This is a genomic window from Gracilimonas amylolytica, assembly GCF_002911695.1.
GTDB classification, from domain to species: domain Bacteria; phylum Bacteroidota; class Rhodothermia; order Balneolales; family Balneolaceae; genus Gracilimonas; species Gracilimonas amylolytica.
In genome coordinates this window covers 1-21,291 of sequence record NZ_PQBS01000037.1, presented here as the reverse complement: position 1 = coordinate 21,291, position 21,291 = coordinate 1, and the positions used below count along the sequence as shown (strand labels likewise).

17 protein-coding genes are annotated in these 21,291 nt (G+C 45.5%); 7 read left to right on the top strand and 10 right to left on the bottom strand.

Annotated features, from left to right (window positions below):
* Positions 1-31 precede the first annotated feature (31 nt).
* Positions 32-2,833 (bottom strand): phosphoenolpyruvate carboxylase, encoded by a 2,802-nt coding sequence (gene ppc, locus C3B73_RS09530; RefSeq protein ID WP_103665378.1) that lies wholly within the window; start codon positions 2,831-2,833, stop codon positions 32-34.
* A gap of 108 nt (positions 2,834-2,941) precedes the next feature.
* On the opposite strand from ppc, the gene C3B73_RS09525 reads away from it, so the two are divergent.
* On the top strand, positions 2,942-3,520 hold the full coding sequence (locus C3B73_RS09525) for a DNA-3-methyladenine glycosylase I (protein ID WP_103665377.1): 579 nt from the start codon (positions 2,942-2,944) through the stop codon (positions 3,518-3,520).
* Between the two features lie 57 nt (positions 3,521-3,577).
* On the opposite strand, the gene C3B73_RS09520 is transcribed toward C3B73_RS09525, so the two are convergent.
* Positions 3,578-4,990, bottom strand: coding sequence for an MBL fold metallo-hydrolase (locus C3B73_RS09520; RefSeq protein WP_103665376.1), 1,413 nt, complete (start codon positions 4,988-4,990; stop codon positions 3,578-3,580).
* A 73-nt stretch (positions 4,991-5,063) separates the two neighbouring features.
* Between C3B73_RS09520 and C3B73_RS09515 the strand changes: the two genes are divergently transcribed.
* Positions 5,064-5,660, top strand: a complete 597-nt coding sequence (locus C3B73_RS09515; RefSeq protein ID WP_103665375.1) for a class I SAM-dependent methyltransferase — start codon at positions 5,064-5,066, stop codon at positions 5,658-5,660.
* 120 nt (positions 5,661-5,780) lie between these two features.
* On the opposite strand, the gene C3B73_RS09510 is transcribed toward C3B73_RS09515, so the two are convergent.
* The 8 genes from C3B73_RS09510 to C3B73_RS09475 form a co-directional block, all read right to left on the bottom strand.
* The gene (locus C3B73_RS09510; protein WP_103665374.1) at positions 5,781-6,443 is read right to left on the bottom strand and encodes a sulfite exporter TauE/SafE family protein; all 663 of its coding nucleotides are present in this window, start codon (positions 6,441-6,443) and stop codon (positions 5,781-5,783) included.
* Between the two features lie 105 nt (positions 6,444-6,548).
* On the bottom strand, positions 6,549-7,811 hold the full coding sequence (locus tag C3B73_RS09505; protein WP_103665373.1) for an NAD(P)/FAD-dependent oxidoreductase: 1,263 nt from the start codon (positions 7,809-7,811) through the stop codon (positions 6,549-6,551).
* A 227-nt stretch (positions 7,812-8,038) separates the two neighbouring features.
* Entirely contained in the window at positions 8,039-8,380 is a 342-nt protein-coding gene (locus C3B73_RS09500) for a rhodanese-like domain-containing protein (RefSeq protein ID WP_232803127.1), read from the bottom strand.
* A 63-nt stretch (positions 8,381-8,443) separates the two neighbouring features.
* Positions 8,444-9,664, bottom strand: coding sequence for an MFS transporter (locus C3B73_RS09495; protein WP_103665371.1), 1,221 nt, complete (start codon positions 9,662-9,664; stop codon positions 8,444-8,446).
* Between the two features lie 18 nt (positions 9,665-9,682).
* Positions 9,683-11,413, bottom strand: a complete 1,731-nt coding sequence (locus C3B73_RS09490) for a SulP family inorganic anion transporter (RefSeq protein ID WP_103665370.1) — start codon at positions 11,411-11,413, stop codon at positions 9,683-9,685.
* Between the two features lie 262 nt (positions 11,414-11,675).
* Positions 11,676-13,094, bottom strand: coding sequence for an MBL fold metallo-hydrolase (locus C3B73_RS09485; RefSeq protein WP_103665369.1), 1,419 nt, complete (start codon positions 13,092-13,094; stop codon positions 11,676-11,678).
* A gap of 113 nt (positions 13,095-13,207) precedes the next feature.
* Complete coding sequence (locus C3B73_RS09480) at positions 13,208-13,633, bottom strand: DUF6691 family protein (RefSeq protein WP_103665368.1); 426 nt, start codon at positions 13,631-13,633, stop codon at positions 13,208-13,210.
* A gap of 19 nt (positions 13,634-13,652) precedes the next feature.
* A complete protein-coding gene (locus tag C3B73_RS09475) occupies positions 13,653-14,210 on the bottom strand; it encodes a YeeE/YedE family protein (RefSeq protein WP_103665367.1) in 558 nt (185 codons plus the stop codon).
* 211 nt (positions 14,211-14,421) lie between these two features.
* Here C3B73_RS09475 and C3B73_RS09470 point away from each other — a divergent pair, with 211 nt between their 5' ends.
* The 5 genes from C3B73_RS09470 to C3B73_RS09450 all read left to right on the top strand — a co-directional run bounded on the left by C3B73_RS09470 (position 14,422) and on the right by C3B73_RS09450 (position 21,280).
* Positions 14,422-15,210 (top strand): GntR family transcriptional regulator, encoded by a 789-nt coding sequence (locus C3B73_RS09470; protein ID WP_103665366.1) that lies wholly within the window; start codon positions 14,422-14,424, stop codon positions 15,208-15,210.
* 57 nt (positions 15,211-15,267) lie between these two features.
* The gene (locus C3B73_RS09465; RefSeq protein WP_198597331.1) at positions 15,268-16,773 is read left to right on the top strand and encodes a M16 family metallopeptidase; all 1,506 of its coding nucleotides are present in this window, start codon (positions 15,268-15,270) and stop codon (positions 16,771-16,773) included.
* A 31-nt stretch (positions 16,774-16,804) separates the two neighbouring features.
* Positions 16,805-18,871, top strand: coding sequence for a M16 family metallopeptidase (locus C3B73_RS09460; RefSeq protein ID WP_103665365.1), 2,067 nt, complete (start codon positions 16,805-16,807; stop codon positions 18,869-18,871).
* A gap of 120 nt (positions 18,872-18,991) precedes the next feature.
* The gene (locus C3B73_RS09455) at positions 18,992-19,516 is read left to right on the top strand and encodes a DinB family protein (RefSeq protein ID WP_103665364.1); all 525 of its coding nucleotides are present in this window, start codon (positions 18,992-18,994) and stop codon (positions 19,514-19,516) included.
* Positions 19,517-20,050: 534 nt separating this feature from the next.
* Positions 20,051-21,280 carry an IS256 family transposase gene (locus C3B73_RS09450; protein ID WP_103664478.1) on the top strand — a complete coding sequence of 410 codons (1,230 nt, stop codon included), beginning with the start codon at positions 20,051-20,053 and terminating at the stop codon, positions 21,278-21,280.
* The last annotated feature ends 11 nt before the right edge of the window (positions 21,281-21,291 follow it).

The window sequence follows — 21,291 nt, the reverse complement described above, 5'->3', positions numbered from 1 at the left end:
TTGGGTCTGTTAATTATTGTTTAACCATGCATTAACCCGTACTCTGCATGGCTGCAGCTATTCCGTTTATATTCAGGAACAGCACCTCAGTCAGTTCTTCTTTCTGGGACTGAGTTTCGGCTTTTCTCCATCGTTTTAATAATTCTGCCTGAATAAAATTCAGGGGATATGTAAACGGATTTCTGAATGATATTGAATTCTGAATGACTTTGTTATGATCCAGAATATGCTCATATCCGGTTACCTGTGTGATGTTCTTTTCGGCATCCTCAAATTTACGTACAAGCAGATTATGAAATTGTGATGGTTCATAGTTATAAAGACCTGAAGTTGGTAAATGTGTCCGTGCCATTTCACGCTGCGAGTTATTCAGTACCGTACGGAAAAAGGTCCATTCCTTGTTCCATTTTTGTAACACCTGCATTCCATTATTATGTTTATTTACGGCCGACTCAATACCCTCTGCTATACCGTACCAGCCGGGCGTATTGTAACGAACCTGCGTCCATGCAAACACCCAGGGGATGGCGCGAAGAGTATCAAAGGTCATATCATCAGAAGAACCTCTTGAAACCGGTCGTGATGCGATCGGCAGCTTACCAATGTGCTCTATCGGGGTAATATCTGAGTACCAGTCCCAGAAATCAGGGTCGTCTATCAGTTCACGATAGGCTTTCATGGATGTTTCAGCAATTTCTTCAATAATGGCCCTTTCATTTTCCTTTCCGGAAAGATAACCGGTAGCTTCATCATGCTGTGCCATGGTAACTGTGGCCATGGCATTCACGATCTGCTCGAGATGCCGGTGCGTTATGGACGGAAGCATGTAGCGAAACGAGATCACCTCTCCCTGCTCCGTGAACCGGATCCTGCCATTATTTGCTACTGCAGGCATGGCTACAATGGCCTGATTGGACTGACCACCGCCACGCCCTACGGTTCCACCCCGGCCGTGAAATAACCTGAAATCCACCTCATGTTTACGGCACACAGACCCAAGCTCATACTGCGCCTTATCCAGTGCCCAGTTGGCCATCCAATAACCACCATCTTTGTTACTGTCAGAGTATCCCAGCATGATCTCCTGAAAGTTATTTCGCGATTCCAGGTATTTTGAGAACAGATCGTGTTCATACATCTGCTCCATTAAGCCTGCACTCTTTTCAAGATCCTCAATGGTTTCAAATAGTGGTACCACATCGATCTGACTTTCCACGTCTCCCTGTCTGTAACTCCACAGGCCGTTCTCTTTGGCAATCAGCATCACTTCAAGCATATCGCTGATGCCGTGGGTCATACTGATTATGTAGCTTCCGAAAATATCCGGGTTGATGGCCAGCATGTCACGGATCTCCTCAAACACCGTCATCACTTTGGCTGCCACTTCCGACCTGTCACTTTTCACGGGACTCAGTGGCCGTGGGTTCTTCAATTCTTTAACCAGGATCTCGATCTTTTCATCTTCACTCAGCGCACTGTATTCGGGCAGTATATTGGCCTGAGCAAATAACTCCTCAACCGTATCTTCATGTAAACTGCTGTGCTGTCGGATGTCGAGGGAGCTCAGATGAAATCCAAACGTCTTTGCCCGTATGATCATATCCTGTAACCTCCCCTGTTCCGAAAGTCCTGACAGTCCATTTTTCACCAGGCTCTCTTTAATGATCTCAAGGTCATCAATGAAATCTCGCTGGGTATAGGTTTGAGCCGATCGAATGACCTCCTGTTTATCTTCGGAAAGCTTACTGATCAAAAACCGGATCTTGTGCATCATATGGGTCACCTTACGGCGATACATTTCATGCTTATACCGGCGTTCGTACCGTTCGGATAGCGGAAATTCCTGCTCATCCTTTTTAACGGATTCTTCCAGGTCTTTTGAGACCTTAGCCTGTTTATCAGAAACACTCAGATAGCGCCGGAGTTCATTCAGTTCATCCAGATAAAGATTCAATACGGTTTTTCGTTGCTCGATAACCGCCTGCCACGTCACATTTGAGGTCACATTCGGATTCCCGTCTCGATCACTTCCTATCCATGAACGGTATCTCAGTACGATGGGTACTTCCGGCCTTTTATTGTAATAGGTGTCAAAGGCCTGCCGTATATCACGGTAAAGCACCGGGATGGAATCCCAGATGGAGTGCGTAAAGTAGAAAAGTCCGTTTTCAACCTCATCCTCTACGGTCAAACGCTCGGAACGCACTTCATCCGTCAGTAGCAGCAGGTTAAGCTGATTCAGTATCTCCCGATGGAGGTCTATCTTTTCATCCGGAGTGATATCAGAATCTCCAAGTCGTGAGATCATAGATGCCAGTTCCTGCTGCTTGAGCAGAACACTGCGCCGGCGGGCTTCGGTTGGGTGTGCCGTGATGGTGGGTTGAATATCCATTTGCCGGAATACATTCAGGGCGTCCTCATAACTATACCCTTTCTCCTTCATTTGGTACACGGATTCGGCTATACTTTCTTTTCGGGGCGAGTCCGGGGTCTCCTCAAATTCGCGTCTTCGGTTCACCCGGCTGATCTCATGTTGCTCCAGCGAGTTCACCAAATGGAAAAAAGTAGTGTACATCTGAAGGATCTCCTTGATCTCACTGATGGAAAGTCCTTCCATTTCCTTTTGAAGGTCTCCCAGCAGCTTTTCATTACCTTCATCCAGGGCTTCGGCACTTTCGAGGGGCAATCGCCCAAGGGTTGTTACCAGCTCCTCTCCGTGTTTAGCAACCGTCAGTTCTTCAAGTATTTCGGTTAGTTTGATGACTCTTTTGGAGAGACTCTGACTGATTCCACTTTTTTCGGCCAGATCCTTTACAGTTTCTTTCCAGTTCATGAATTTCTTGTTTTATATTGAGTGAGTGTGAGAGAGTTTAATAAAGTAGAAATAATTGAACTCTTATATAATTACGGCAAGGTCAATTTTTCACTTTAATTACATAAAATGAGCAGAAAACGTTGCGAGTGGGTTGAAGGACAGTTCCCTGAATACATCGATTACCACGATACGGAATGGGGAGTTCCGGTTCATGACGATCGTGTTCATTTTGAGTTTTTGATCCTTGAAGGAGCTCAGGCCGGTTTAAGCTGGTCAACCATCCTGAAACGAAGGGAAGGATACCGAAATGCCTTTGCCGATTTTAACCCTGAGGAAGTGGCTCGGTTTGATGAGGCTAAAGTTCAGGAACTGAAACAGGATCCGGAGATCATTCGGCATGAACTTAAGATCCGATCCGCCATCTCGAATGCCCGGCATTTTCTGGACATACAAAACGAATTTGGCAGTTTCGACACTTATGTTTGGACGTTTGTTGAGGGTGAGCCGATCGTAAACCATTGGGAATCGATCAAAGAAGTGCCTGCCACAACCAAAGAATCCGAGGCATTAAGTAAAGATCTCAAAAAACGCGGTTTCAAATTCGTCGGCAGCACCATCATCTATGCCTATATGCAGGCCTGTGGATTGGTCATGGACCACACCACGGAGTGTTTCAGGTATCAGGAAATTTTGAATGGCGAATAATGAATTTCAAAATTCATTATTCATTACCTGCCTGCCGCGAGGCAGGTTCGATGTTCGTTATTCCTTACTCCCTTCCAGCCATTCTTCGATCAGGTCATCCACGTATTTAACGACGAAATCATTGCTTTCGAGCAGTGCAGAAGCTGCTGCCGCCCGTGCTCCGGATTGACAGGAAACCATAACCGGCTTATCCACAGGAACCTCTCCGATTCTATCCAACAGGCGTGTGTGGGCTATGTTGAGTGCTCCCGAAAGGTGACCTTCGTCAAATTCTGAGGACGTTCTCACATCCAGCAGATACGCTTCATCATCGTTCAGATACGTTTCCGCTGCTTCAAAATCGATGGTCTCTGTGGCAAATAATTCCCCACCATCTTCCTCAAATGTCTTCAGCTGATCGGGAGTAGCATATCCGGCCACTTTATCCAGACCAATGCGAATGAGGTCCTTAACGGCCTCTTCCACTTTATCTTCATCTACGATCAAAAAGATCTTCTCATTCTCCGTGATATAGGATCCGGCCACAGTATTAAAAGCCTTGTTGAGCGGAGATAGCAGCGATCCCTGAATGTGTCCGTTCATAAAATCTGTGCGCTCACGGGTATCCAGAATAACGGCCTGAGAGATCCTTACTTCTCCTATCATATGGGCCACGGTCATGTTTTTTGGCTGAGGGAGATCGCCCAATACTTTTGGCCCTTTTCGGTTATCCCGTTTCATTCGGGCAAAATATAAGGGTGGCTCAGGCTGTCCCTCTAAGATATAATTCACAAAATTTTGTTCTGAGGAAGCCGCTTTCAGCGAGTTATTGAACCGCTGCTCGTACCCAACCGTCGATTCAGGGATAGCCCCCAATGCTTTTCCACAGGCACTACCGGCTCCATGACCCGGCCAAACCTGCCAGTACTCCGGCATATCTTTGAATATCTGAAGGGATCGAAACATTTCCCGTGCAGAATCTTCCATCACTCCTTCCATACCGGCAGCCGTTTCCAGCAGGTCGGGTCGGCCCACATCCCCTACAAATACAAAATCACCAGACAGGATACCCATTGGTTCATCGGCGGCCGCACCGTCCGTTACAAGGTAGCTGATGTGTTCGGGAGTATGACCCGGGGTATGTTTCGCAGTAAATTTGATGTTACCGATCGCAAACTCATCCCCATCCCTCAACAGTTGATGATCATAATCACTTCCGGTTACCCATTCATATTTCCAGTCTGCATCGCCTTCATCCGACACATACACTTTCACCCCTTGTTCAGCCAACTCACGCATCCCGGTCAGGTAATCCGCATGGATATGAGTTTCAGCTGCCGCTACGATCTTGAGCCCTTCTTTTTCAGCAATATCCAGATATCGCTGAATATCCCGCATTGGATCTATAATGATCGCTTCGCCTGAGGCCTGACAACCGATCAGGTAAGCATATTGAGCCAGTTTTTCTTCAAATATTTGCTGAAAAAACATGAATGAGATAATGTTAATTTGCGTTAGTTAATCCGCATGAAAATACCACATAAAACATCCATCAAAAACTGAAATGAAAGATTTTTGGAACGAACGCTATGCTGAAGCAGAATTTGTATATGGAACCGAGCCAAACCGTTTCTTTAAAGAACAGATCGACAAGCTTAAACCGGGCAAGATCCTGCTTCCTGCAGATGGTGAGGGTAGGAATTCAGTGTATGCGGCGCATCAAGGCTGGGATGTTACAGCAGTCGATTACAGTCGTTCCGGGCGGGAAAAAGCCCTGAAATTAGCTGCTGATCATGATGTTGAGATCACCTACGATATCGCAGACCTGTCAGAATATGATTTTGGTGTGGACCGATTTGACGCAACGGCCTTTATTTATGTTCATCTGCCCCGGTCAATCATCAAAGAGGTTTATACCAATATCATCAAGAGCCTGAAAGCCGGAGCTCCTATCATTGTGGAGGTGTACTCCGTGAATCAGCTTGGACGTGATTCCGGTGGCCCAAAAGATGAACGGGTATTGTACACTGAGGAAAAATTAAGGGAGCTGTTAGCCGGTACGGATATTGAGTGGATGGAGGAAATGGAGATCGACCTGAAGGAAGGCAAATACCATGTGGGTAAAGCGATGGTAATTCGTGCTATGGCTTTTGCGAAGTAAGACAATAATCTAAGTTTATTGATGATTAAGGGAAGCAAGAGCTCCCTGTATGGTGTTACCAAGCCGGAGTTTGGTAACGAGTACCTACACTCATTTTAATTGAATAACTCTTTGGTAAGCTCAGTGACCGCCCATCATAAATAATCCGCGGTAGATGAGGATGAGACCAAGGACAATGGTGGCCCAGGGCAGAAATTTCTGGATCTTGCGGCGCATCTCCACACTCAGAAAACCGGGACTTAGTGCCACAGCAACCATGGCCGGCATGGTACCAAAACCAAATCCGGTCATAAAGATCATACTGGAAACGGTACTTCCGGTATTTAAAGCAGCCGCAATGGCCATATAGACAAATCCACACGGAAGTAATCCATTTAACAAACCGATCCCGAAGAGTGCAGACAAAGAATTCTTTTGCATCAAGGCTTTGAATGGTTTGACGATCGCTCCCATCCTGTTTGATGGAAAGGCCTGCCAGCTGTTCAGTTTATTCCGGACCTTGGGGATCAATACAGCAGCTATGATCAAGACTCCCGTTAAAACAGACAGCCATTTTTGAAAGCCTACCAGGCCGGCCAGTTTTCCAAAAAAACCTACAATGGTTCCAAGAAGTACGTAGACGATCGTTCTACCCAGATTGTACAAAAATATACCTGTGTACTTCTTTAACCCCTTCTTGGCATTGACCGGAAGAGCCAAAGCAATCGGTCCACACATTCCCACACAGTGTGCACTGCCTAAAAAGCCAAATAAAAGTCCGCCGATCAGCCACTCGTTGATCATCTAAAAGTCCGTCCGTTATTAATCTTCAACACATTACAATATAAAAAACCTCTCATCAGCATAACCAATGAGAGGTTTATTCTTTCCCCTGAAATGTCGTGGTATTTAAACCTTCTTCCCTTTTAGCATCTTATTCCAATACAAATAAGGCAGCATATACTTTTTAAGCAGCCATAGCCTGTAGTGTTCCTTGGAACTGTCAAATACAAGCATTTGCTTCAGTTTAGGATCTGGCGTAAAGTTATTATCATAATCAAATTCAGCCAAAACCATCTTACCATAACCAGTTATAAGCGGACATGAGGAATAACCGTTATAAGATGCATTATCTGCCTCTTTTTCTGCCATGAGTTTGAATATGTTATCGATCACAATAGGAGCCTGCTTACGTATGGCTGCTCCTGTTTTGGCGGTTGGCAAACCACAGACATCGCCTACACCAAAGATATTCGGGTATTTGTTATGTTGCAGTGAATGATGATCTACATCCAGCCAGCCTTCCTCATTAACCAGATCTGAATTTTCTACAAAATCAGGAGCCTTTTGAGGCTGGGCCAGATGAAGCATCTCAAAGGGTATCTCGATAAGATTGTTATCGGTAAGCTTTGCTCCATACTTGTTACCTTCTTCTACTCCAGGTATTGTTTCCTCTTCACCAATATACTGGTAGTAAACTTTTTTATTCTCTGGATCAATTTTGACCGGTGCATGATATGTTTTTAGATCCATATTATAACGATCCAAAACTTTATGAAGTGTTTCAGCCACTTCTGTTACACCAAAAATAACGGTACCTGGCGTTGCAAAGAGAATATTAGAATCCTTGTCGTTATTTCTGTTCCTAATATAGTCAGCAGATAGGTAAGCTATTTTCTGAGGTGCCCCACCACATTTAATCGGAGTGGTTGGCTGTGTGAATATTACGTTACCACCTTTAAAGTTTTTCAGAGTCTCCCACACATGTTCAGGATCAGTGTAATTACTGCACACAACCCCTTTCTCCATGGCTTCGGGTAATCCTTCAATTTTGTCCAAAGCCATAACTAAACCCGGAGAAACGATCAGAAATTTGTACTCAAGATCACCGTTTTCGGCAGTTGACACTTTATTTTCTTCTGGTTTGAAACCAACGGCTTTATCTTTGATCCAGGTAACTTTTTCCGGCATTACCTCTTTCATGGGCTTGGCCGTTTTCTCCATATCATAGGTACCGGCTCCAACAAGGGTCCAGGCAGGCTGGTAATAGTGGGTATCCCCGGGTTCTATGACCCCTACTTTTAAAGACGGATCTTTTTTCAAGATCTGTGAAGAGGTCATGATCCCTCCGGTTCCACCCCCAATTATCAAAACATCAAAAATAGTATCCATAATCTTCCTCATAAATTGGTTAACAGCAATAACGTGATTTAGGCCTCAGAATCCGACTTGTTATAACAGGACGAATATAAACCACTCTGAAGATGGTTATTTGATATGAAGAATTAATTAAGAACCGAAACTCAGAGGATAAAAAAAGGACGTGCCCGAATGAGCACGCCCTTTTTTCTTCACGATCAATCAAATCAGTGAAGCATGACCTATTAAAAACAGGTAAATTATTCGGCTTCGAAACCGGCACGCGCCAGATCATCAAATCCGCCTATGTTATATACTTTTTCGAATCCTTCACTCTTCATGATGCGGGCAGCTTGTCCGCTTCGGTTTCCGGTTCGGCAGTACAAATAGTACGTCTTGTCTTTTTCCAACTCATCCAGTGACTCTTCAAATTCACCATTCATCAGATCCAGCTGCATGTCTGTTTTAGCCAGGTGACCTTCGTCATACTCTTGCTGAGAACGCACGTCTATAACGACACCCGCATCCTCTGCATATTTCTCTTTGAATTCATCGATGCTTACATCGATATCGTTTGATTTTTTTGTAAACATGTTAAACATGATCATACCTATAATTAAAATTGACGCTATTGTTAAAATCGTTTTCCACATAATGCTATCAGGTTAATGAGCGATTGGTTTTTTAAGTTTGTTCATACTGAATAACAAAGTAATTCCGGATATCATTACAATAATTCCTGTGATGGTAATGGCAAAACCCAGGTCGAACATATCTGCTAATATACCGGCGAGAAGGGCTCCTATCGCATATCCTCCGTCTCTCCATAGCCTAAAAACTCCGATACTCTCTGCCCGGTCTTCCGGATGCACAAGGTCTGCCACGGCTGCCAGAAACGTCGGATACACCATTGCGGTTCCAATTCCCAGGAAAGAGGCAGCGATCACAAATTCATAAAACTGGTCGAGCAACGGGAACACTAACAGACTTCCGGCCTGAACCATCAATCCTGCCAGCAACATATTTTTTCGGCCTGTAAAGTCAGATATTTTTCCGGTCACAACCTGAAGGATCCCCCAGAATGCCGGGTAAATACCGGTTACAATTCCTATTTGGTACAGGTCCAGCCCGGCAGCAGCCAGATAGAGTGGGAAAATTCCCCACGCCATTCCATCTTTTAAATTCGTAGCCATTCCGGATTGTGAGACGGCAAACAAATTGCGATCTCCAAATGACCCCTTCCAGAACAGATTCTGCTTACTTCGTTTTTCATTGCCACCTTCCGATGACTCTGCCTTTACCCATGGGGCCGTATCCTTAACCAGGGCCACTGACATCAACAAACCAATTCCGGCCAGTGCAATACCCAGATAGAACGGATAGGGTCGCAATCCATACTCGGAAGCGATCCAGCCGGTCAAAAATGCCACAACGGCCACAGCCAGATATCCCGCAAATTCATTTAGGCCCATGGCCAGACCACGATCTTTTTTCCCGGCCAGATCGATTTTCATGATCACATTGGCCGACCATGCTAACCCCTGATTGATACCCAGGAATATATTTGCTACGATCACCCAGTTCCAGCTGTCGGCCATCATTAAGATAAATGGCACCGGCAGGCCAAATAACCAACCGATGATCAGCATTTTCTTTCGGCCAAATTGCTGGACAAACCGACCGGCAAAATAATTGGATGCAGCCTTGGTGATCCCAAACACAACAATGAAAGAGAAGATCGCCGAACGGGCGGCCATCCCAAATTCACTTTCTGCAATTTCCGGGAGAATTGTCCTCTCCAGCCCTACCATGCCACCAACAAATGCGTTGATAAGCACCAGCAGCGAAAATTGCTTCCAGTTATATTTTAGTCCAAGGGGTTTCATTAATCGCTTAAAGCTTGTTTAAAGATTCGTTTGAACCGGTGAATAATCATGTTCTTTTTGATGTCCCTTTTTAAAAGCCTCAATGGCATCGGACACATCAAAGTAGAAATTGGTGATGCTCAACCCGTCAGTAATTCCACAGACTTTGAGTTTATCACGCACCGGACCAATGGCACCCGCGAAATACAATTCAATATTTTTTTCACCCAGGTCTTTGATCAGCTCTTCAAGGGCATGAACCCCGGTCGAATCCACACTGTTTATGGCTGAGGCATCAAGGACTACCAGTTCCAGGTTGTCTCCTTTCTGATCAATGAGACTGTCGATCGTTGAACGAAAATGCTCCACGTTGGCGAAATACAATTCAGAATCGAAGCGATAAACCAGGATCTCTTCCTCTGTTTTGGCTTCTTTGTAGCGGGTGATGTTTCGGTAATTTCTTGTATCACCCAATCGGCCAAGTTCTGTACTGTGAGGCTTGGTGCTGTTGTAGATCACCATCACAAGTGATAAGACCACACCGATCGCAATGCCCTCTTCAATACCAAGAGCAAGGGTCGCAATAAAGGTCGCCAGCAACATCGCCAGGTCTTTCTTATCGGTCTTCCAGAGGTGCTTCATTTCGTGCGAATCAAATAAACCGGCCACAGCCACTATAATAATGGCACCCAACACGGCTTTTGGCAGATAGTAGAATAGCGGGGTCAGGAATAGAACTGTCAGAGCTATAATAACTGCACTGATGATGCTGGCCATACCGGTTCTTGAACCTGCCTGATCGTTCACGGCAGTTCTTGAAAATCCTCCGGTGGTTGGATAGGCTTGAAATAAAGCCCCACCAATATTGGCCACACCCAGCCCGATCAACTCCTGATTCGGGTCTACTTTATAACCATGCTTGTTGGCAATGGCCTTGGCAACTGCGATGGATTCCATATAACCCACCAGTGCAATGACCAGTACGGTTGGCAGGATCGCTTCAAAATCGGACCAGCTGAATGAGGTTAACTGAAAACCTGGAAGTCCTTCAGGCACCTGCCCTACAATGGCCACGCCTGATTCGTGTAAACTGAAGAGGTAGGTCACCAATGTCCCCAGCCCCACAACCACTAAAGCTGACGGGAATGTCTTTTTCCATTTTCTCAGTAAAATGATGGTTGCAATGGATCCAAACCCGATAAGGGCTGTAAACGGGTCGATCTCTGAAGCCTTTTGTATGGTATTCATGACAATTTCGTGCACATAGTTCGTGCGGGGAATGTCGATCCCCAGAATACTTTTGATCTGACTCCCTCCAATGATCAACGCAGCGGCGGAGGTAAATCCACTCAATACCGGGTGTGACAGAAAGTTTACCAGAAAACCCATCCTGAACACCCCCATGAAAAACTGAAACAGACCCACAGCCATGGCCGTCATAATGGCAAGCTGTATAAAGCGGTCACTCCCCACTTCGGCAATTTCACCTACACCGGCTAAAACCAGCAACGATACCATGGCAACCGGCCCTACGGCAAGTTGTCTCGAGGTACCAAAAATGGCGTAAAGGATAAGCGGTACAATGGAGGCATACAGACCATAAATAGGCGGTAGTCCGGCAAGCATGGCATAGGCCATTCCCTGTGGGATCAACATAATACCAACCGTTATACCCGCATTCAGGTCACCCTTAGCATCCTCAGAGTTGTAGGACTTGATCCAGTCCAGGATGGGGATATATTTTGCGATGAATGATGTATTAGATTTCATTGTGGTGATTCGTTTTTGAATCGGTTACCGTAGTCACATTCCGAAGAACATCTCTACAAAAACCGGTTACTGAATTTCAATGGATTCTGTTTTAGAACCCGGGAAGCCTTTCACGCCTTTCCGGGATAGATTTTCGGGGTACAAAAATTATTCTCTCTTTAACCAACCCCATTTTCTGCATGTGGATATTTTTCCCACATTAGATCGATCTCACGCTGTAGTGAGCGAGCATGTTACCCGCCCCTATGCGTGCCGACCTTCTTTAAGCAGTCGCTGCTGCTTTATTTGCATAATTTTCCCACTCATCGTCGATGAGAGTTACTTCATAGCCATTGCGCTGTAACAGAGCCGCTGCAACTGCAGAACGACCTCCTGCCTGACAGTGAACTACGATCTTTCTTTCGCTTGGCACTTCATCGATTCTTGGAAGCAATCGGGTGTGAGCGATGTTTTGCGCTCCCTCGATGTTTCCTTCCTCATATTCTGAAGCCTTACGAACATCCAGGATCTGATAGTTGTCGTCACCGACATACTTGTCAATGGCATCGAACTTCTCGACAGCCAGCGTTTCCAGTTCGCCACCGTGCTCAGCGTAGTGATCCAGATCTACCGGAGTCACATAACCGATCACATTGTCGAGACCAATTCGGTACAGGTCACGAACGGCTTCAGTTAACTGATGCTCTTCCACGATCAGGTAGATCTCTTCATCTTCAGTGATGTATGATCCGGCAACCGTGTTGAACTGCTTGTTCATTGGTGATAAAAGTGAACCCGGCAGGTGGCCCTGTGAGTATTCGTCTCTTTCACGTGTATCTAATACAGCCACATCTTTATTGTTGTCCAGGTTGCCCAGCTCTTTCAAAGTCATGTGCTTAGGCTGTGGAAGGCCTTTGATCACATTAGGGCCAAGCTTATTGTCGCGCTTCATGCGTGCAAAATACAGTGGCGGTTCAGGCTGACCTTCAAGAATGAACTTCACAAAGTCATCTTCTGAGGTCGCTGATTTGATAGAAGCATTGTAACGCAGCTCATACCCAACCGTAGTTTCCGGGATCGCACCCAGGGCTTTACCACAGGCACTACCGGCACCGTGTCCGGGCCAGATCTGCATAAATTCCGGTACGCTCTTGAAGTCTTCAACAGATTTGAACAATGTTCGGGCTGAAGGCTCCATTACATTTTCCTGTCCGGCAGCTGATTCAAGCAGGTCAGGACGTCCGACATCACCTACAAAGATGAAGTCTCCGGTAGCAATACCGATCGGCTGATCTGCGGCTGCACCGTCAGTAATGAAATAACTTAAATGCTCAGGTGTATGACCCGGTGTGTGCCAAGCCTTGAATGTGATATTTCCAATACTGAACTCATCACCGTCGTTGAGTAACTGGTAGTCGTAATCGCTACCGATCAGCCACTCATACTTCCAGTCTTTATCGCCTTCATCAGAGGCATACACTTTCACACCTCTTTCGGCAAACTCGCGTAAACCGGAAATATAATCGGCGTGGATGTGTGTGTCTGCTGCACCGACAATAGTCAGGTTTTCTTTTGCTGCAGCTTCAATATACTGATCGATATCTCTCATCGGGTCGATCACGATAGCTGTTCCTTCAGCCTGGCAACCAACCATGTAAGCATACTGTGCTAATTTTTCATCGAAGAATTGTTTGAAATACATAATGTGTCTCCTGTGTTGTTTTATTTTAATAATCTTGGAACTCGGAACTCAGAACTCTATAGTCAGAATATTCTCTACTGAGTTCTGACTCCTGATGTCTGAGTTCACCTTCATTAATGAGGTAAAGAATCTCGAAGCATACCATAGACGTAAGTCCCCGCTACTGCTGATAAAATTGGGATGATCATTACGGTAATTCCGCTACCTAGTAGTGCAAACATAGGTCCCGGGCAGGCTCCTAATAATGCCCAGCCTAAACCGAACATGCTTCCACCGATGATGTAACGCTTCCATTGTGAAGCATCTTTAGGTGGAATGGTTATGGGATTCCCTTTGGTATCCTTGATGTTCTTTTTCTTAATGATCTGAATTGAGATGATACCCACCACAACTGCCAAACCAATGATTCCGTACATGTGAAATGAATCGAAACGGAACATTTCCTGAATTCTGAACCAGGACACGACTTCAGATTTCACCAGAATGAAACCGAAAGCTGTTCCTATCAATAAGTATTTGAGGTATTCTAAAATTTTCATTGTTCTGCTCTTAATATTTTTAAAGTATGATTGGGTAGATCAGGTAGGTCATTAACAGGCCACCGATAAAGAAGCCAACTACAGCCATCAGTGAGGCAAGCTGCAGGTCAGATAGTCCTGATATGGCATGTCCGGATGTACATCCGCCGGCATATCGGGCTCCAAATCCTACCAGAAAACCGCCAAGTACCAACACGATCAATCCTGTTGGGGTGCCTAATGCCTCCCACGAGATCAGATCAGCCGGTACCAATCCACTAAAGTCATTGATTCCCAAAGCCTGAAGGTCTGTGATCGTGGATGCTGCCAGATCAATAGGTTCTGGGTTTGCAAAAACGTATCCGCCGAGGAAACCACCTAATATAGATCCTACTAAAAAGGTAAGGTTCCACCATCCGGCTTCTTTCCAGTCGTAATTGAAAAATTCTACGTTACCAAAGTTACATGCCGCACATGCGTGGCGCAGGTTGGCTGATACTCCAAACATCTTTCCTCCCAGAATGAGAAGAATTGGAACCGTTAATCCGATGATCGGACCGGCTATGTACCAGGGCATAGGTTGTGTAAGTATGTCCATTGTATTTTTTATTAGTTGATTGATCGTTTGATTATCTCTTCGCACCAATGATACAAGAGTTTTTAATTTTGTATCAACATGTAATAACAAGTATATTAGTTCCATCAATTATCGGGAAATTTACAACCGAAATGACATTATAAGGTTTATTCAAGTTGTGTTATGACTTGTATTGACCTGTTTAAAATTTTCTGAATATCAGTAGATCGTTATGGAACAATTAGCCTCAAAACACGAGCAAGTCAAACAGCATCTTCAAAAGGAGATCACAGAAGGAAATTACGAATCGGGAGAGAAGCTGCCTTCTGAAAAGCGCCTTTGTGATTATTTTAAGGTGAGCCGGGTAACGGTGCGCCATGCCTTACAAAACCTCGAAAACGATGGACTCATTTATCGCAAGCAGGGCGTAGGGGCCTTTGTAAGCGATAAGAACATGAAGAGTAATCTGGTCCGGTTAACGGACTTTGCCGAGGATATGCGTCAGGCCGGACTTGAGAGCAGCTCACGACTCATCAATCTTAAGAAAGTTGACCCGATCAAAGAGATCAACGAGATCCTTGATGTTCGCCCTGATATGAAATTGATCCGTGTGGACCGGATTCGCCTGGGCAGCGGAAACCCCATTGCGTTCGACATTACCTGGTTACCGCCGGGTTACGGTCAGCTTTTATTTGATGAGGATCTCACCACTCAAACCATCTACAATATTATTGAGGAGAAATATGAGATCCCCATTCAGGCCGGAAGCTATAAAATAACCGCTGCCAGTGCTGATGAATATATCGCCAAGCACCTGCAGATGGAAACCGGAGACGCCCTGCTTGAAATTGACCGGTGCTCAAGAACCACGGGCGACAAGAAGGTCTATTTTCAAAAGCGATTCTATAACCCCAAGCATGTGTCATATGTGATGGAACTCTCCCGCACCGATGACCTCGACGAGACTTCATCCAAAGAGGGACTTCCTCTCAAAGATTTTTCACCGAAGTTTGCTAAATAGTAGTAATAGCCCCATTTTCCGTTTACATATTATTACTATTCACAAACGACAGTACAAATGAAATACACTACTAGATCAACAGCGATCCTGCTGCTGATGCTGGGCTTTTTGTTTTCCTTTTCGGGAGTACAGGCGCAGTATCTTGAAGAATTCGAAGAAAAAGTAACCGAGTTTACCCTCGACAATGGCTTACACTTTATCATCATTGAAAGACATGATGCCCCGGTAGCCAGTTTTTATACCCACGTTAATGTAGGCGGGGTTAACGAACCCGTTGGCAACACCGGTATTGCTCACATCTTTGAGCACATGGCCTTTAAAGGTACTCACTACATTGGCACCACGAACTGGGAAGAAGAAAAAGTAGCTATTGACAACATGGATCAAGCCTACCAAAACTGGCTCCGTGAAAGTTATAAGACCGACCCAGACAGTGCATTGATGGAGCAATACTGGGATGAATTCCAGAAATATCAGGAAGAATCCAAACAGTATGTGGTAAACAACGAGTTTTCACAGATCATACAGCAAAATGGTGGAACCGGACTGAATGCCTCTACCGGTGCTGACTTCACTAATTATTTTTACAGCCTTCCCTCAAACCGGGCTGAGCTTTGGTTCAACCTGGAAGCTGATCGCTTTAAGAACCCAACCTACCGTGAGTTTTATGTAGAAAAAGAAGTCGTTCGGGAAGAGCGAAACATGAGAACCGAATCAAATCCGATCGGACGATTGATCGAGGAATTCCTGGCTGTGGCATATACGGCTCACCCCTACGGCAGGCCGGTAGTTGGATGGAATTCAGATATAACAGCAACCACCATTGCTGACGCCAAAGATTTCTACGAAAAATTTTATGTACCAAGTAACATCACCATTGGTATTGCAGGAGATGTGGATCCTGACCAAATGAAGGAGTTCGCTGAAATGTATTTCGGTGATCTTCGCGAAGGTGAGCCCGCTCCTATTGTAACCACCAAGGAACCGGAACAGCGTGGCGAACGACGATTCACCATCGAAGGAAACTCTCAGCCTATCATGCTGATCGGGTACCACGGCGTAGCTGAATCACATGAGGATTTTGAAGCTCTGAATCTGCTTGGCAATATCATTTCAAACGGACGAACTTCCCGCTTGTATAAAAAGCTGGTTGAAGAGGATCAGCTGGCCCTTCAGGTTGGAGCCTTTAATGGTTTCCCCGGCAGTAAATACTCATCCATGTTCCTGACACTTGCCGTTCCAAATATGAATGTGGAACTGGATACGCTTGAACAATCGATCTACACAGAGATCGAATCTGTTAAGGAAGGTGTGTTAACTCAGGAAGAACTCGATCGCGCCAGAACCAATATTCGCGCCGGCATCATTCGTGGATTAAATAACAACACCGGCCTGGCCAGTAATTTTGCCAGTACCCATAACAATCAGGGTGACTGGAGAGAAGTATTCCTGCGACTGGATCGTATCAATGAGGTAACCCTCGAAGATCTGCAGCGTGTTGCCCGTGAATACCTCACCAAAGATAACCGCACCGTGGGTGCAACGGTTCGTGCTGAGTCCTAATCCAAGATTTTCAAAACAAATTGATCCAATTATGAAACGATTAACCATATTTTTATTTATCGCACTTTTTGCGCTGCCTATCATGGCGCAAAAAAGGTACGACGAGATCGAGTATCCGGAGTTGAATCCGATCAACATGCCTGAGATCGAGGAATTCAACCTCGACAACGGTATCAAATTTTACCTGGTTGAAGACAAGGAATTGCCTTTGATCAATGTTCGGGTGACCGTTAAAACCGGTGGCCTTTTGGTTCCGGCCAACAAAACCGGATTAGCCAGTATGACCGGACAGGTTATGCGTGAAGGTGGTTCCGAAAACTACCCGGCTGATCAACTGAATACCCTGCTGGAAGACAATGCGGCATTTATGTCGACCTTCATTGGTTTCGGTTCGGGCGGCGCATCCATGAATGTTCTGAAAGAGGATTTTGAGACCCTCCTTCCTGCTTTTGTAGATCTGCTTCAGAACCCGGCTTTCCCTCAGGAAAAGATCGACCTGGCTAAAACCCAGACAAAGAGTGGTATTTCCAGAAGAAATGATGATCAGCAGCAGATCGCAGGACGTGAATTCCAGAATCTCATTTATGGTGATAATTCTGTGTACACCCGCCAGACCGAATATGAGACCGTGGATAACATTACCCGCGAAGACATGATCGAGTTCCATAAGAATCATTTTGTTGGATCAAATATGACCGTGGGAATTGTCGGTGATTTTGACACCGATGACATGAAGCGCAAACTGCGTGAGGCCTTCGGTAGCCTTCCTACCGGCAGTCCAACCAACCTTCTGTATCCGGAGGTGGATTATGAATTTGAAACCACGATCAACCTGGTTGACAAGCCTGACGTGAATCAAAGTTATGTAACCATGGGGCATATAGGCGGACTCCGTGAAAACCCAGATTACCCGGCCATTCAGGTCATGAATCAGATCCTTGGCGGTGGTTTTTCAAGCCGACTATTTCAGGAAGTCCGAACCAATCTTGGCCTGGCATACTCTGTAGGAGGAAGCTATGGTTCCAATATCAACTACCCGGGAACCTTCCGTTTAACGACCATGACCAGCAGTTCACAAACCGCAGAGGCCATTGACGCCATTCTGGCGGAGGTTAAAAAACTACAGGAAGAGCCGATCACTGAAAAAGAACTTCAGGATACCAAAGACCGGTTCCTGAACTCACTTGTGTTCCGCTACGACAGTAAATCTCAGATCCTCAACGAGCGGATCAACAATGAATACAACGGACTCTCGCAAGATGCTTTTGACGAATTGGTTGAAGGGATCAAAGCTACCACTATCGAAGATGTACAGCGCGTAGCCCGTGAATACATGAAGCCCGAACAAGTTCAGATCCTGGTAGTCGGGAACAAAGCAGAGATCGGTGATCAACTGAACAAATACGGAAACGTGAATGAGCTTGATATCACCATCCCACAGCCTGCTTCGGATGAACCTCAAGAGGCCGGTGATGCCGCTCAGGGACAGGAATGGCTGAAGAAAATGGCAGAAGCCGTCGTTGAACCCGGAACCGATGTTGAATCGATCACTACCGTGGGCGACCAAACCATAAATTCTCCTATGGGTGAGATATCTGTATCAGGAACCGTGACGATCAACTTCAAGGAGAATTCTCAGAATGCGGTGCTGAATACTCCTCAGGGTAAGATCACCATAAATGTAGCTGACGGAAAAGGAACGCAGAAACTGGGTTCGCAGGAATTCCCAATGCCTCCGGCTCAGGTTCAGCAAGTTCAGAACGAGATCAAACGAAGCTATATGAGTATTGCCATCGACAGATCTGCTGTAGATGCTGAATATATGGGAACCGAAACCATAGGCGATACAGAGTATGTGAAGCTGAAGATCAATTTTGAATCGCCGGTCACTTATTATCTGGATCCTGCTACCTCCCTGCCTATGATGAGTACCTACTCACAATTCAACCCGCAGGCCGGTGGTAATCAAACGGTAAAAACAGAGTATTCTGACTGGACCACGGTAGATGGTGTTACATACGCCTTCGTTACCACAACCTATGCAGATGACGAAAAAGCAAGTTCCAGCTCAACTGAAAGCCTGGAAGTGAATAAGTAAACCTTACCGTTTATAAATTTTATTGATCCTGCATCACTTAACTGAGGTGCAGGATTTTTTTATTCAGTTTTATCCGTCTGTCTTCTATATTCAGTCAAATCAAATACAGAGGTTTACATTATGTCAGTTTGGGATAAAGAATTTCCGTCCGGTTCAGAATACGCGCATTATTATGCCGATTATGTGGCTCATGTGCCTAAAGGAAATATCATTGAAATTCTAAAAGCTCAGATGCACGAGTTTTACACCTTCATCAATGCCATTCCCGGTGATAAGGCTTTTCATTCCTATGAGGAAGGAAAGTGGACGGTAAAGCAGATCATTGGTCATATGATTGAGACGGAACGGATGTTTGCCTATCGTGCCCAGGCTTTTTCAAGGCGTGACCCGAATCCCCAGCCGGGTATGGAACAGGATGATTACGTGAAGTACTCGAACTATAACAGCCGCACCATCAGTAATCTTGGGAATGAATATCTGGCCGTAAGAATTGCTTCCATTCATTTATTTCAGAATATGACCAAGGAGATGATCGGCCTGAAGGGTATGGCCAACGGCGTTGAATTTACCGTTCGCTCTTTTCCTTTCATCATTGCCGGCCACGAATTGCACCATATGGAGATCATTAAGGAGAAGTATTTGTAAACCTGAGTTGGATTAAAAAAATTAGTCAACTCATCTTATTTGATTATTTAAGCAACCTCACAGCGTCCTCTTCGAGTAGTCGGGATTCGAGCGTTGCGAGCTAACGCTGCGAGGACCTTTGGACGCTCGCAGGTTCTCCGTTAGTGCTTATAACACTGACAACCTATCTATTTATAACCGAACTCTTTTTGTAAGGTTATTTACCCTTGTTTCCACACACACATCCCCCTGAAAATGATCAGAGATCATTTTCTGTCCCTCTTCAAAGAGGGATTTTCGCCTGATCAATTTTATGGGTGTGTAAACTCTATTTCGTAGTAGCCACAACTGAGACGGCTATTGAAAATTCTCCCCTGCCTCACCGGCACCTTGGAAGGGAGCAGTTGAGAGCTTTAGCTTGAAACCAGAGGAATGTGAGTCAGGTTGTATAGCTTTTCGTGTTTTGGGTTTTTAAAAACTATAATTAATCAGATTCAAATTCCTTCAGTGATGTAGAGACTGTTCAATTAAGTGTGTCATAACTAACTTAGACACATGGAACCTACAAAAAACAACAAACACCTGGATGCTTTGGTAAAACAGTTATCGGAGCAATTAACCCAGGGAAAGCCCTTAACGGGTCAGAACGGGGTATTCACGCCCCTGCTCAAACGCGTGATAGAAGCGAGTCTGGAAGGTGAGATGGATGCTCATCTGGAACAGGAGAAGGGCACGAGCTCCAATCGCCGTAATGGCCGTGGAAGCAAGAATGTGCAAAGCTCGTTGGGAGGATTTGAGATTTTTACTCCCCGTGACCGCGATGGCAGTTTTTCCCCACAAACACTCCCCAAGCGTCAGCGGCGGCTTACCAGTGATGTGGATACCAAGATTCTCTCGCTCTACAGCCGGGGCATGAGTTACCGGGATATTCAGGCTCATCTGAGCGATATGTACGGCGTAGAGGTAAGTACAGGCACGCTCAGTGCGATCACCGACCGGATTCTGCCGGAGATCCTGGACTGGCAGTCCCGGCCCTTGGATTCGGTCTATCCGGTCATGTGGCTGGATGCGATGCATTTTAAAGTACGCGAGCACGGAAAAGTCATATCCAAAGCCGTGTACTCAGTACTGGCAGTAAACACCGAAGGGGTCAAGCAGGTGCTGGGGATTTACTTTGGAGATATTGAATCGGCTAGTTTCTGGCGCAGCGTACTCCACGAATTACAAACCCGGGGTGTGGAAGACATCTTTGTGGCCTGCATCGACAACTTGTCTGGCTTCGCCGAAGCTATTGAGGACCTGTTCCCGCACACCGATGTGCAGTTATGCCTGGTGCATCAAATGCGTAACAGTCTCAAGTATGTCAACTACAAAGACTATAAGGCGGTAAGCCGGGATTTGAGGAAAGTGTATACAGCCCTGAATGAATCAGCGGCAAAGCAGTATCTGGAGCAGGCCGAACAAACCTGGGGAGCAAAATACAAGGTCATCTTTCGCAGCTGGCATAATAACTGGGATCGGCTGACTAATTTTTATAAGTATCCACCGGCACTACGCAGGGTTATTTATACCAATAACCCAATTGAAAGTTATCACCGAATGGTTCGTAAAGTAACCAAGACCAAAGGAGCATTCAGCTGCGAGAATGCTATTGTTAAACAAATCTACCTGGCCACGATAAACGCCCAAACCAAATGGAGTGGAGCTATGTTTGGATGGTCCTCGGTTCGTCGGGATTTAGTAGATTACTTTGAAGATAGATTTTTAACCCCTGACACACTTTAATGAACACTCCC

Coding starts and splice junctions, on each gene's coding strand:
- ppc (WP_103665378.1), bottom strand. CDS start 2,833: ATGAACTGGAAAGAAACTGTAAAGGATCTGGCCGAAAAAAGTGGAATC.
- C3B73_RS09525 (WP_103665377.1), top strand. CDS start 2,942: ATGAGCAGAAAACGTTGCGAGTGGGTTGAAGGACAGTTCCCTGAATAC.
- C3B73_RS09520 (WP_103665376.1), bottom strand. CDS start 4,990: ATGTTTTTTCAGCAAATATTTGAAGAAAAACTGGCTCAATATGCTTAC.
- C3B73_RS09515 (WP_103665375.1), top strand. CDS start 5,064: ATGAAAGATTTTTGGAACGAACGCTATGCTGAAGCAGAATTTGTATAT.
- C3B73_RS09510 (WP_103665374.1), bottom strand. CDS start 6,443: ATGATCAACGAGTGGCTGATCGGCGGACTTTTATTTGGCTTTTTAGGC.
- C3B73_RS09505 (WP_103665373.1), bottom strand. CDS start 7,811: ATGGATACTATTTTTGATGTTTTGATAATTGGGGGTGGAACCGGAGGG.
- C3B73_RS09500 (WP_232803127.1), bottom strand. CDS start 8,380: ATGTTTAACATGTTTACAAAAAAATCAAACGATATCGATGTAAGCATC.
- C3B73_RS09495 (WP_103665371.1), bottom strand. CDS start 9,664: ATGAAACCCCTTGGACTAAAATATAACTGGAAGCAATTTTCGCTGCTG.
- C3B73_RS09490 (WP_103665370.1), bottom strand. CDS start 11,413: ATGAAATCTAATACATCATTCATCGCAAAATATATCCCCATCCTGGAC.
- C3B73_RS09485 (WP_103665369.1), bottom strand. CDS start 13,094: ATGTATTTCAAACAATTCTTCGATGAAAAATTAGCACAGTATGCTTAC.
- C3B73_RS09480 (WP_103665368.1), bottom strand. CDS start 13,633: ATGAAAATTTTAGAATACCTCAAATACTTATTGATAGGAACAGCTTTC.
- C3B73_RS09475 (WP_103665367.1), bottom strand. CDS start 14,210: ATGGACATACTTACACAACCTATGCCCTGGTACATAGCCGGTCCGATC.
- C3B73_RS09470 (WP_103665366.1), top strand. CDS start 14,422: ATGGAACAATTAGCCTCAAAACACGAGCAAGTCAAACAGCATCTTCAA.
- C3B73_RS09465 (WP_198597331.1), top strand. CDS start 15,268: ATGAAATACACTACTAGATCAACAGCGATCCTGCTGCTGATGCTGGGC.
- C3B73_RS09460 (WP_103665365.1), top strand. CDS start 16,805: ATGAAACGATTAACCATATTTTTATTTATCGCACTTTTTGCGCTGCCT.
- C3B73_RS09455 (WP_103665364.1), top strand. CDS start 18,992: ATGTCAGTTTGGGATAAAGAATTTCCGTCCGGTTCAGAATACGCGCAT.
- C3B73_RS09450 (WP_103664478.1), top strand. CDS start 20,051: ATGGAACCTACAAAAAACAACAAACACCTGGATGCTTTGGTAAAACAG.